The sequence below is a fragment of the Paenibacillus sp. D51F genome (genome assembly GCF_053345695.1).
The window spans coordinates 298,940-311,854 of the sequence record NZ_JBKFAO010000006.1 but is presented as its reverse complement, the minus strand read 5'-3'; the positions used below and the strand labels follow the sequence as shown (position 1 = coordinate 311,854).

Genomic DNA, 12,915 nt, shown 5'->3' with positions numbered 1-12,915 from the left:
CTTTACCTACTTCTCTATATCAGTGCGGTCAGACCGCTCATGGCTACTTGCCTAACACGGGACGTCTAGACCGTTTCTTGACTTTTTGCCTATCGCAAGACGTCCAGACCGTTTCTTGACTTTCGCCAAGTACAGACGTCCAGACCGCTTCTTGACTTCTTGCCACGCACAGACGTCCAGACCGCTTCACTGCTATTGCTTATCAAAAGAGATGGCCTGGAACACTTGACTTCTTCTCCAGCATGACGGAATCCATCGCCCTTAAGCCCAGCCGGAGAAATCCGGCTTGCCGGGCAGGAACCCCGCCTCGCCTCGCCGCTCAGCTGTCTTCGGCCCGCAGCTCGAGAAGCGCGTCGCGCAGCTCCGCCGCCTTCTCGAAGTTGAGGTTCTTGGCGGCGTTCTTCATCTCCGCCTCCAGGCGGTTGATGACCTGCTGGCGCTCCTTCTTGGTGAGCTTGCCGGAGACGCCGGACAGATAGTCGGCCTTCTGCTCGGCCGCCTTCGTCGCCTCGATGACGTCGTGGATCCGCTTGCGAATCGTCGTCGGCGTCACGCCGTGCTTCTCGTTGTACGCTTCCTGGATGGAACGCCGGCGCTGAGTCTCCGAGATCGCGAGCTTCATGGAATCGGTGATCTTGTCGCCGTACATGATGACCCGGCCCTCGGAGTTGCGCGCCGCCCGTCCGATCGTCTGGATGAGCGACCGCTCGGAGCGGAGGAAGCCTTCCTTGTCCGCATCGAGAATCGTCACCAGCGACACTTCCGGAAGGTCGAGGCCTTCCCGCAGCAGGTTGATGCCGACGAGCACGTGGAAGGTGCCTACGCGCAGATCGCGCAGGATCGCCATCCGCTCCAGCGTCTTGATGTCGGAGTGCAGGTAGCGGACCTTGATGCCGACCTCCTTGAGGTAGTCGGTGAGGTCCTCCGACATCTTCTTGGTCAGCGTCGTGACGAGCACGCGCTCGTCCTTGGCGATGCGGTCGCGGATCTCCCCGAGCAGATCGTCGATCTGCCCCTTCGTCGGACGGACCTCGATGATGGGATCCAGCAGGCCCGTCGGGCGGATGATCTGCTGGATAGGCTCTCCCGGAGCTGTCTCCAGCTCGTAAGGGCCCGGCGTCGCGGACACATAGATCGTCTGCATGTCCTTGGCCTCGAACTCCTCGAAGCGCAGCGGCCGGTTGTCCATGGCGGACGGCAGCCGGAAGCCGTGCTCCACGAGCACTTCCTTCCGCGCGCGGTCGCCGTTGTACATGGCGCGGATCTGCGGCAGCGTCACATGGGATTCGTCGATGACGATCAGCATGTCGTCCGGGAAATAGTCCATCAGCGTATACGGAGTCGCTCCCCGCTCGCGGAAGGTCAGCGGTCCGGAGTAGTTCTCGATGCCGGAGCAGAAGCCCATTTCCTGCATCATCTCGATATCGTAGCGGGTCCGCTGCTCCAGCCGCTGCGCCTCCAGCAGCTTGCCCCGCTCGCGCAGATCGGCCAGACGCTCCTCCAGCTCGCGCTCGATGTTGACAAGCGCGATCTTCATCTTGTCCTCGTGGGTGACAAAGTGGGAGGCCGGGAAGATCGCGACATGGTCGCGTTCTCCGATGATCTCGCCCGTCAGGACGTCGATCTCGGTGATGCGCTCGATCTCGTCTCCGAACAGCTCGACGCGGATCGCCCGCTCGTTGTTCGCGACCGGGAAGATCTCGACGATGTCGCCCCGCACCCGGAACGTGCCGCGCACGAAGTTGATGTCGTTGCGCTGGTATTGGATGTCGACGAGCTTGTGCAGAATCTGGTCGCGTCCCTTCTCCATCCCCTTGCGCAGCGAAAGCACCAGGCTTCCGTACTCCGACGGCGAGCCGAGGCCGTAGATGCACGACACGCTGGCGACGATGATGACGTCGCGGCGCTCGAACAGCGAGCTGGTCGCGGAGTGGCGCAGCTTGTCGATCTCGTCGTTGATGCTGGAATCCTTCTCGATGTAGGTGTCGGTCGACGGGAGGTAGGCTTCAGGCTGGTAATAGTCATAGTAGCTGACGAAGTAGGAAACGGCGTTGTCGGGGAAGAACTCCTGGAACTCGCTGCACAGCTGGGCGGCGAGCGTCTTGTTGTGGGCGATCACGAGCGTCGGGCGGTTGAGCTTGGCAATGGTGTTGGCTATCGTGTAGGTCTTGCCCGTGCCGGTGGCGCCGAGCAGGATCTGGTGCTTCTGTCCCTCCCGCACCCCTTCGACGAGCTTCTGGATCGCACCGGGCTGGTCGCCCTGAGGCGTATAATCCGACTTCAGGTTGAAAAGTTTCTGTACGGTATCGGCCATATGGCTCTGAAACACCTCGATTCCTTTATATATGAAGCTAAAGTCCCGGTCCCAAAGACCCGGTATAGCGAGTGAAGTCTACTATTATATGAATAATTCCCTATTTAACTGTATACCCCGGAGAGCCGATAAAGTAGACGTCCCCGAATTTCATAAGAATATTTGTTCCCATTCATTATACCGAGTCGCTTCTTGGCTTGCAATGAGAACACTTTGGCAATCCAGCCTGTTTCCAGACGCCCTCTCCATCTTCGGCAAGAGATTTATATCTATACCCGCAATCGTTTCTATACGAACGCTTCTTGCCGCCGGCAAGACGTTCTGCCTGACAGGGACCTACTCAAGGAGCGTGAACTGCCTCATGGACTTAACGACACTAATCGGAATCGCAGCAGGCATCGCCGCCCTGGTCGGCGGCTTTCTCTGGGAAGGCGGCGAGATGCACGGCCTGGTGGAAAAGACAGCCATCCTGATCGTCTTCGGCGGCACCTTCGCCGCCGTCGCCGTCAGCTTCCCCGCCTCCCGCCTGCGCGGCATTCCATCCGCCCTTCGCCTCGCCTTCAGCAAGGATGATGATACGCAGCAGCAGATCATCGAGCGCATGACCGAGATGGCGACGATCGCCCGCCGCGGCGGCGTGCTGGCGCTGGAGACGCATGCCGGCAAGATCGACGACCGCTTCCTGCGCGAAGGCATCCTCATGGTCGTGGACGGAACGGATCCGGATCTGACCAAGGAAATCCTCGAGCTCGAGATCGAGGCGTTGGAGCGCAGCCATGAGCAGCAGGCCAAAATTTTCGAAAGCGCGGGAGGCTTCGCTCCGACGATGGGCATCATCGGCACCGTCATGGGCTTGATCAAGGTGCTCGGCGACCTGCATGATCCCGGCTCGCTCGGCTCCTCGATCGCAGTGGCTTTCACCGCCACTCTGTACGGCGTCGCCTCGGCCAATGTCGTCTACCTGCCGCTCGCTTCCAAAATCCGCTCCCGCAGCCAGGAGCAGGTGCAGCGCATGGAGATGATGCTCGAAGGCATCATGGGTCTCCAGGCCGGAGAGAACCCGCAGCTGATCCGCAAGAAGCTGCAGTCCTTCGTTGTCCAGGACGAGCCGATGCGCAGAAAGCCGAAGGCGCCGCGGGAGGCCGCGGAAGGAAGGGCGGACGAGAATGCGGCGCAGGTCTAGGCGGCGCGGCGCGGCCGCGGCGGCTCCGGAAAACCATGAGCGCTGGCTCATTACCTATTCCGACCTCATCACGCTGCTGCTGATCTTCTTCGTCGTGCTCTATGCCATGAGTCAGCTCGATGTCAAAAAATACGAGGTTCTGGCGCAATCGCTCCAATTCCAGTTCAACAAATCGGATGCGGTGCTGGACGGCGGCCGCGGCGTCACCGGCCAAGCGATACAGGACGGCTCCCCGCTTCAAAGCCCGGTTCCCGCCAAGCCTGTCGTCTCCAGCGAGGAAACCGGCAAGGAGCAGCTGAAGCGGCTGCAGGAGGAAGAGCTGCAAAATCTGCTGAAGATCATTCAAACCTACATCAAGGACCACAAGCTTCAGGACCGCGTCTACGTCGCCGACACGCCCAAGGGCATCGCCATCCGGCTGAACGACCTGTTCCTGTTCGACCTCGGACGGGCGCAGCTCAAGAAGGAGGCGACGCCGGTGCTGGACAAGCTGTCGAGCCTGTTCAAGTCGCTGGACAACACCGTAAGCATCGAAGGCCACACCGACAACCTTCCCATCAATCCGGGCGGGCAATATGCCGACAACTGGGAGCTTTCGGCTGCCAGGTCGCTATCCGTGCTCCATTACTTCATCGACAGCAGCAAGCTGGCGCCGACGAAGTTCGAGATCGCCGGATACGCTGATACGCGGCCGGTCACCTCCAACAGCACCGAGAGCGGCCGCTCCAAAAACCGCCGCGTGGAAATCACCGTCCTGCGCGCGAGCACCGATGCGGCGGCAAAATAGACATCACAGGCGCATTGCAGGATTCGCGTCGTGAGAATTCAACTTTTCAATTGGACGAATCGCCTCGGCAGTCTGCAATCGTGTCTACGGTCCTCGGCAGCAATGGCAATCCCTGAACCCCTGACGAATTGTATAAGGCTTCATTAAACCTTCAGCATTCTCTAAATGCCTCACATTAGGGCTCCTGCTCTAAGGCCGGATTTGGACCTTAATAGCATTCCATGACCACTCTCACATCGCTCTAAGGCCCAATTTGGAATTTATTTGCACTCCATGACCACTCTTACATTGCTCTAAGGCCCGATTTGGGCCTTATTTGCACTCCGTAACCACTCTCGTATCGCTTTAAGGCCCAATTTGGGCCTTATTTGCACTCCATAACCACTCTCATGTCGCTCTAAGGCCCGATTGAGCCTTATTTGCACTCCATAACCGCTCTCGCATCGCTCTAAGGCCCGATTTGAGCCTTATTTACACTCCATAACCGCTCTCGTGTCGCTCTAAGGCCCAATTTGGGCCTTATTTGCACTCCACAACCACTCTCGTGTCGCTCTAAGGCCCAATTTGGGCCTTATTTGCACTGCACAACCACTCTCGTGTCGCTCTAAGGCACGATTTGGGCCTTATTTGCACTCCGTAACCGCTCTCGCATCACACTAAGGCCCGATAGGCCTTAATTGCCATAAATGTGCGCTGCTGTGGCGGGTGCACTTAGCCCAACTTCCGCTGCCCCGCGGGGTTCGCCTGATTGCGGTTGGGGTAAGGATTGATTTAGTGGTAAAATGAAAGCATCATGCTTCGCAGAGAGAGGATGTTACGCTTGGACGATCTCATTATCCGCACGAACAGCGGCCTGGTTCAGGGAGCCCGCGATAAAGGAGTCCGATTCTGGAAGGGGATCCCGTTCGCGGAGCCGCCCGTCGGAGCCAGACGATTCCGCAAGCCGCTGCCCGCGCAGCCTTGGGAAGGAACGCGCACGGCTGTCGAGCCCGGGCCGCTGGCGCCGCAGCCGGTCGATCCGTCCGGCGGAAGCTTCCGGCTCGTGCGAACGGCCATTCCGCAATCCGAGGATTGCCTGAACGTCAACGTGTGGGCGCCGCAGGAACCTTCGGCCAAGCCGCTGCCGGTCATGGTCTGGATCCACGGCGGTTCGTTCGTCACGGGCGGCGGCGGACTGCCGATCTACGACGGCGCCGAGCTGGCCCGCAGAGGCGGCCTCGTCGTCGTCACGATCAGCTATCGTCTTGGCGCTCTCGGCTTCCTGCATCTGTCTCCTTACGCCGACGGTTCGGATGGGGATGACGGCTACGTATCCAACGCCGGCCTGCTCGACCAGATCGCCGCGCTGGAGTGGGTGCAGTGCAACATCGCCGCTTTCGGCGGAGATCCGGCCCAGGTGACCGTGTTCGGCGAATCCGCAGGCAGCATGAGCATCGCCGCCCTGCTGGCCATGCCTGCTGCGAAAAGACTGTTCCGGAGAGCCATCCTGCAGAGCGGCGCCTCCCAGGCGCTTCCGGAGCAGCAAGGCTCGGTGCTCGCCGGAGCTTACCTGCAGATGCTGGGCATCGGGCCTGGCGAGCTGGACCGGCTGGCGGACATCCCGACGTCCGAGCTGACGCGAGCGGCGGACAAGCTGAAGCGGGCTGCCGGAGAATCCGCCGTCATGCTGTTTCAGCCGGTCGTCGACGGCAAGACTTTGCCGGAGTTCCCTCAGAGCTTGATCGAGGCAGGCTCCGCCGAGGGCGTCGATATTCTCATCGGCGTCAACCGCGATGAAGGCGCCTTGTTCATTCCGCCCGGCATGCCGCTCCTCTCCGACGAGAAGAACGCGCAAGCCTATGTCGCTGTGACGGGCGCGCCGGAGGCGGCGGAGTGGACGCGCGGTTATCCGAGGACGACCGAAGGCCAGCAGCAGCTCATGACGGATCTTTTCTTCTGGCGCTCCTCCCTGCTGCTGGCGGACGCACAGCTCCCGTATGCTCCCGTTTGGATGTACCGGTACGATTTCACCGTAGAAGGACATGAAGTGTTTGCAAAAGCCTTTCACGCGGCGGAGATTCCGTTCGTGTTCAACCATCTGGACCTGCTCCAGAACGCCGGCCTTGAAGTGAGCGGGAGCATGCGCGCCATGGCGGAGCGGGTTCAGGACGCCTGGATCGCGTTCGCCCGTACCGGCAATCCGTCGACCGCCGAGCTTGATTGGCCGGCTTATGAGGCCTCTCGGCGCGCGACGATGATCTTCGACACGGACAGCCGGGTGGAGCTCGATCCGGACGCGGAGAAGCGGCGGCGGCTGACGGGCGGGAACTAGCGCGCGATATGAATACGCGCCTGCTCCTGACCGGGGCAGCCGGCTCGGTACGGAAATGCGACTTTGACCGGCGAGTTCAGCCGCTCAAGGCGCAGGCGGCGGCTGCACGGTCCATCCAGCAAGCGGAAACCAGGCGGCAAGCCGATTGGCCCTGGCCTGCATCAAAACGAAAGCACCATGGAAGGAGACTCCTGGCGGAATACCTCCTTATTCATGGCGCTTTTTTTTCATCTGCCTTTCGGCCTGCGCAAGAGATCGCTGCAGCAGAGAAACTTCGAAGCTTTTGAAGCCTTGGCTGGGTACCGTTGTGCCGTTCCGATTCCAATACTTAAAGAACGAGCTTCCCGATCACGCCGTCCTCGAGAACAAACACTCCTTCACCCTCCGTCCTTTCCAGCCCGCCATTGCGGAAGTACAGGCCGCAGTCCTCATCCAGGCCGTAATGGGCGCGATAATCGGGATATCTGTCCGCTGAGGCCAGAAGCTGCTTCTCCTCCTGCCATTGGGAAAAATGAACGGCAATGGAGATTCCATGAACCAGACCGAGTCCCCTCCGGTCCTGATAAGCCGAAGCCTCGTTATCCTTCGCCGAGATCAGGCAGCGGTCCGGACTGAGCAGCGCGCCCGCCGAAAATCCCGCCACCGGAATGCCGGCCTCATGCCTGGCGGCGACAACCGATCCAATCCCCGTCTCGACGATATAATCGGCATATCGGTTCGTATCTCCGCCCCCGATGATGATGCCGCTGCTGGCGCGGAGAGCTTCCATGGCTTCGGACTCCGGCGTCGTCGGAAGCGGCAGGTAGCGGAACTGCGCCACTCCCCGCTCTTCCAAAGCCTTTGTATAGCGAGGCATATACTCCTCCCATCCCGGTCGATCCACGCACAGGATGCTTACGAGTCCGTCAGCTCCACCGGCCAGCTCTGCGAACCGCGCGGCCAGCTCCGGCGAGAACGGCGGCCCTCCCCCGAACAAAAACAAATGAGTTTCCATTTCAGTCCTACGTCCCCTCAATAAATGTAGCGGTTCAAAAATTCGTTGCGGAATTTGCCTGAGGGATCGTACCGCAGCAGCAGCCGGCGGAAATCAGCGAGCTTCTCGTAAAGGGGCTGAACCTCGCCGGGCGGCAGCGCGAACAGCTTGGCCCAGTGCGGACGCGCCCCGAGCGGGCGCAGCGCCTCTTCGATGACGGGCAGCACGCGGCCGACCGCCTCCATGTCTTGCTTCCAAGTGAAATGGATGCCGACCGAATCCTGTCCGAAGCAAGGACTCATCCAGAGCCGATCCGCGGCAATCGTGCGAACTTCGGAAATGTACAGCAGCGGCGCAATCAGATCCCGGAGACCGTCGATCGCGCGCAAAGCCTCGATAGCCTTGTCCCGCGGCACGAAATACTCGCTTTGCAGCTCTTCGCCGACGCTTGGGGTGAAGTCCATGCGGAAATGAGGCAGCCGCTCATGCCAAGGACCAGCGACGCCCATCTGCTCGCTGCAGACGGCGCCGGAATGTCCCGGCACCGGATGGCGGTTGCCGGATGCAGCAGCCGCATCATGAAAGAAGCCTTCCGGCTGGTCCGAGGACACCGGATCCCCGACGCGGCGCTTTAGCCACACCTGATTGAACGAGGACTCCTTCCAATCCGTGAACAGGCTGACGCTGTAGCATTCCGACAAGATCGCTTCGACGTTCCGCTCCAGCTGTTCCAGCGGCAGCTGCTCGTACACATGCTGGGTCATCTCGAAGGCTGGAACGATATCCAGCGTGACCTTCGTGACGACGCCCAAGCCGCCAAGCCCGACGACCGCTCCGTGAAACTCCTCGGCATCCGGCATGTCGCGGGAGAGCGTCACGATCTCTCCGTCGGCAGCGACGACCTCCAGCGCATGGACGGCGGCAGCCAGATTTCCATTGAGGACACCCGAGCCGTGCGTTGCCGTGGCGATCGCGCCTGCAACCGTGATATGCGGCAGCGACGCCAGATTGTGCAGCGCAAAGCCTCTCTCATGGAGATAGCGGGCCAAATCCCCGTACCGGATGCCGCCTTCGACGGCGACCTTCCGGTTCGCGGAGTCGAGCTCGACGACCCGGTCCAGCTTTTGCAGCGAGATCAGGCTCCCGGCCGTATCCGCGATGCCGTTGAACGAATGCCGCGAGCCCAGCACCTTGATCCGGGAACTTCGAGACACCCGTTCCTGTATATCCGACACCCTATCGGGGACCAGAATCTCCGTTGCTCCGTACTTGTAATTGCCTGCCCAGTTGCGCTCGTTGACCATCCTCCTGCTCACCCTTCCTCTCATAGCCGATGCCTGTACCGTGTACTTCTGGCTCCATGCCAAAAATCCCTACTTGCACTCGGCAGCCTTCAATTCTAACCCCTCGTCTTTGCAACAGTTCCAGCTTTTGTCCATACACTCTGCAATATCCGGCTACTTGCCGTTGATGGCGTTCATTAGAGCAAAACGCCCCTTTTATTTTTTTCATGTTTCCTCAGTTAATTGTCAAATGCTAATTTGAATTGGCCATGCAAAATTATATGTTACATGAATTTCCAATCTTCTTTATCCAAGATTAGCCTTTCTTCTCAAAGCCTCTGCCTAATTTCGTCTAGCAGCTCCAGTATGGTTCATATGCGATATCAGGATAAGGTTGCTTCGAATGATATGCCTCATACAATTTATTTGCATATTATTTATATGAGTCGCCATTTAATGATAGTCGCAATGACGGACTGAATCAGGGTCTTCTTGATATACCTTGGCTGATATAGTATCAAGAAGAAATGGACGTTTTCAGAAAGTACCAAATAAGGATTGTCCTCCAACTGGTCAATTCTGTAACGATTGACTTGTCCCCTGCTACGTACCGTTTTTTGATGAACATTTTTCACGTGAAGTGATAGTAGCTGATTTTTATTGTAGATGTGTACTAATTCCCAAATTGCGTGAAGGCAAAAAGAAGACGTTCTAGCCGTCTGAGCTTGCCTTACGGCTATCTAGTTTAAGGCTCTGTTTCCTTGCCGTTGTTTTGCGTTCTTTACCTCTTCCGCCGCTACTCATTTGGCTTGGCGAAAGCCCTTCATACTTGGCTAATTTATCAGCACCAGCAAAGCGTGATATGTCTCCTATTTCCGCAACGGTAGCCGAAGCAGTAATGTAATCTATACCTGTGAACGTGTTCAATTTGAAGTCTAGCTTTTCCATGATTTCACGAATGTTGTCCTCTACATCGTTCATTTCACGGTGAACGTCACGAATCTGGTTTACATGACTTCGAACGAGGAAATCACGGTATTCCTGTCCATTCCCTTTGTATTTCCATCTGCTTGGACACTTTCTTGGATTAGTGTAGCTTTCCGAACATACGTTATTGCCGTTCTTTCACAGGAACTCTGCCAATGCTTCCAGTGTCACGCCCAATCCTTCCTAAGAAGATGCGATTATACCTTTTCGCCCTCTCTATCGGGACAGGGTATTGTACAGTTGCGGCTCATATTAGAAAAATCGCTAGAAAGCGAAGATAACAAAATACAGGTCAATCATGGTGGTATCTGACCATAATCAACCTGTATCATGTAACTGCATTGCATTATTTAGGTATACTTTCTCAAGCATGGATGTGCGTACAAGGAATTAAAGAAGTTCTTATACTGGTATTACATGAATTACGCATGATTGGACTCAGCCGCCCGATTCATTCGGCACTGGGTGGGGGTAAAAGAAAGACCCTGAGGATTGTAGCCCCCAAGGTCTTATACACTAATGTAATTCCTTTTTTAACCTGACTATTCTTTCTAACTCATAGGAATAATCACAATCGGAACTAAACGTATCAGTCATGCAGGAGAAAAACTGTTCTGCACCTTGAACTAGTGCTATCAGAAAATCATTTCTAGGTAATACATAATTTGTGACTTCGCTTCCTTCAATTGAGAATAGAAGTAATTCTTTAGTTGTTGGACGGAGAATAATTTTGACGGGTTGGTCAGGGAAATATATGCTTCCCTCTCCTTTTTGAAGCACTTCTTCAATTAAATTAATAACGTACGCCCATAATTGGTCGACCAAGTCCCAATACCTCATATCCAACATACTATCGCCGTAATACTTTAGACAAATTGCCCCGTTAAGATACTGGAAATCAAGATTCTTATATATTTCTTTTAATCCTGACGAATTAGTGATTTCGACAAAATAGTTCTGAGGATTTCTAACTACATCGCTTAAATCAGTAATTTTACATTGTGGTTTCATCAAATATGAATCAACTTGAAACATCGTATCACCCTTACGGAGTATAAAATTGACCTACACGCCCATTGTTTAACCCAAGTACATAGTCCTTGCCGTTGTAAGTACCCGTGATTTGATACATCCCTTTAGTCCCTTTACTCGCAAGGATGTCTCTATTTTGGGACATAACTGATTTAATGGCGCTCGTAATATCGTCAATTGACATACTTGCATCAAAAAACGATTGTTGTGCCTTTACTGAGCCATCCCAGTAATTCGGATGGTGACGCTCTAGAATATATTTCATTCCTGACTTATCAAGCAGGAAAGTATTACTACCAAACTTCATTTGACTACTTTGAAAATTCGATAATGCATTTACAACAGTATGAGGTGCTACCCCACAAGCATTATGTGTCCAAATCCCAAGGTTTGAGACAAAATACGTATGGAAATCCTTCACCTTGAAATTGTAAACCGTAGCATGCCCCTGCTTAACCTCAATCTTCTCAATAGCTAATTCTTTGCCATCGGAGGTTGTCAGAACATCGCCCACCACAAGGTTCTTGGATTCCACCCAACCTTTGCCGATAATCCAAAACGGATGCTCATCGGTAGTTGTAATGACTTCGCCGCCAACAGTAATATTATACGTTTCCTCTACATCACGTTGGAAGAGCCATTCGACTTCTTTATAAGCTATCTTGCCTGTCTCATCATCCTTGGAAAGTACCTTATCCCCTACCTCGATTTCCTCGATAGGTTTCTCCCCTTCGTTAGTTAGAACCTTGATTCAGGGAATAAAGAAGGTGGCAACCATTTCAGCTACCACCATTGTATCATTAGCTTGCCACCCGTTCAGGTACAGCGTCAAGTCGGTATTCGGTTTTGTTCTTCAACATACTATAAAGAATAGTGACAAGCCTTCTCATAATGCAGATGATTGCCTGTTTCTTCTTTTTACCTTCTCCCAATCGTTTCTCTTAGTATTCACGGAATATAGGATTGAGCGGCTTACTGGAAGTTCTAGCGGTATGTACTTGCCTTACTGCTAGCCCCCACAGAATCTTGTTCAACGCTCGATTTCCTTGCCGTTGATTGCGGTCTTTACCTCTGCCGCCGCTGCTCATTTGGCTTGGTGTAAGCCCTGCATACTTAGCTAGCTTGTCAGCACTCGTAAAACGGCTAATATCTCCGATTTCAGCTACGATAGCCGAAGCGGTAACGTCATCAATACCAGTAAAGGTGTTCAGCTTGAAGTCTAGCTTCTGCATTATGTGGCGGATATTGTCCTCCACATCGTTCATCTCACGCTGAACGTCACGAATTTGGTTCACATGACTGCGAACAAGGAAATCCCGATATTCCTGCCCGTTCCGCTTCGTATTCCCATCAGCTTGAACACTCTCAAGGATTAAAGCAGCTTTCTTGGTCGAACACACATTACGGCTGTTCTTCCGCAAGAACTCTGCCAACGCTTCGACTTTCACGCCCTCCAATAGATACGGTGAAGGGTACTCGTGCCATACCGCTAGTGCTGTTTGCCCATCCACTTCCGAGAAGAACTTATTGTAACTCGGATAGTTGTAACTTAACTGCGTATGTAGCTGATTCTTGAGCATGACGAGGGTATCTCGCAAGCTATACCGCCGCATGACTAGCTGTTTTAGAATCCAGTAGTCGTCTTGTGGGTGGGCATTTGGCAATCTATCCAGTTCATCAAGCAGTAGCTTGGCAATGTTCTCTGCATCCCAACTATCGTGCTTCTCCGTCATGGCATAGCTTTTACGCTTCCAGTTAGATAAAGCAGCGTTGACTTCTTTGACCAGGAAATGATTCTCGACTAGATAAACAGCTAATGACCTTCCATAACCGCCCACGTCCTCAAGTCCGAATACAACTGTCATGCCTTCTTGAACATGCTTCTTGACCTTATTGACCACCGCAGGGAAAGCCGATGGTTTGTTCTCGAACTCAATGACCTCTAGCTTCTCATTCCAACAGTTAATGACAACTGCGGTATGCGTCCGCTTATGTAAATCAACGCCAACATAGATAAACTGCTCTTTACGATGTCTCATTTCGAG

General features: G+C 54.8%; 9 protein-coding genes and 1 pseudogene. 3 read left to right on the top strand and 7 right to left on the bottom strand.

Annotated features, from left to right (window positions below; translation table 11 throughout):
* Positions 1-319: 319 nt before the first annotated feature.
* Positions 320-2,314, bottom strand: a complete 1,995-nt coding sequence (gene uvrB / locus ACLBWT_RS13755) for an excinuclease ABC subunit UvrB (protein WP_447663680.1) — start codon at positions 2,312-2,314, stop codon at positions 320-322.
* 361 nt (positions 2,315-2,675) lie between these two features.
* Here uvrB and ACLBWT_RS13750 point away from each other — a divergent pair, with 361 nt between their 5' ends.
* From ACLBWT_RS13750 to ACLBWT_RS13740, 3 genes are all read left to right on the top strand, one after another.
* The gene (locus tag ACLBWT_RS13750; RefSeq protein WP_447663679.1) at positions 2,676-3,497 is read left to right on the top strand and encodes a flagellar motor protein; all 822 of its coding nucleotides are present in this window, start codon (positions 2,676-2,678) and stop codon (positions 3,495-3,497) included.
* Entirely contained in the window at positions 3,481-4,284 is an 804-nt protein-coding gene (locus ACLBWT_RS13745; protein WP_447663678.1) for a flagellar motor protein MotB, read from the top strand. The genes ACLBWT_RS13750 and ACLBWT_RS13745 overlap by 17 nt, the downstream gene beginning before the upstream one ends.
* Positions 4,285-5,104: 820 nt before the next feature.
* Positions 5,105-6,595 (top strand): carboxylesterase/lipase family protein, encoded by a 1,491-nt coding sequence (locus tag ACLBWT_RS13740; RefSeq protein WP_447663677.1) that lies wholly within the window; start codon positions 5,105-5,107, stop codon positions 6,593-6,595.
* A gap of 328 nt (positions 6,596-6,923) precedes the next feature.
* Here the strand turns inward: ACLBWT_RS13740 and ACLBWT_RS13735 are convergent, their stop codons facing one another.
* From ACLBWT_RS13735 to ACLBWT_RS13710, 6 genes and pseudogenes are all read right to left on the bottom strand, one after another.
* Positions 6,924-7,589, bottom strand: a complete 666-nt coding sequence (locus ACLBWT_RS13735) for a Type 1 glutamine amidotransferase-like domain-containing protein (RefSeq protein WP_447663676.1) — start codon at positions 7,587-7,589, stop codon at positions 6,924-6,926.
* A gap of 17 nt (positions 7,590-7,606) precedes the next feature.
* The gene (locus ACLBWT_RS13730; protein WP_447663675.1) at positions 7,607-8,872 is read right to left on the bottom strand and encodes an FAD-binding protein; all 1,266 of its coding nucleotides are present in this window, start codon (positions 8,870-8,872) and stop codon (positions 7,607-7,609) included.
* Positions 8,873-9,562: 690 nt separating this feature from the next.
* The gene (locus ACLBWT_RS13725) at positions 9,563-9,832 is read right to left on the bottom strand and encodes a transposase (RefSeq protein ID WP_447663674.1); all 270 of its coding nucleotides are present in this window, start codon (positions 9,830-9,832) and stop codon (positions 9,563-9,565) included.
* Positions 9,833-10,354: 522 nt separating this feature from the next.
* Positions 10,355-10,873: a hypothetical protein gene (locus ACLBWT_RS13720; RefSeq protein ID WP_447663673.1), complete on the bottom strand. Its 519-nt coding sequence runs from the start codon at positions 10,871-10,873 to the stop codon at positions 10,355-10,357.
* 10 nt (positions 10,874-10,883) lie between these two features.
* On the bottom strand, positions 10,884-11,621 hold the full coding sequence (locus ACLBWT_RS13715; protein WP_447663707.1) for a polymorphic toxin-type HINT domain-containing protein: 738 nt from the start codon (positions 11,619-11,621) through the stop codon (positions 10,884-10,886).
* Positions 11,622-11,670: 49 nt separating this feature from the next.
* Positions 11,671-12,909 (bottom strand): annotated as a pseudogene (locus tag ACLBWT_RS13710) (IS110 family transposase).
* Between the last annotated feature and the right edge of the window lie 6 nt (positions 12,910-12,915).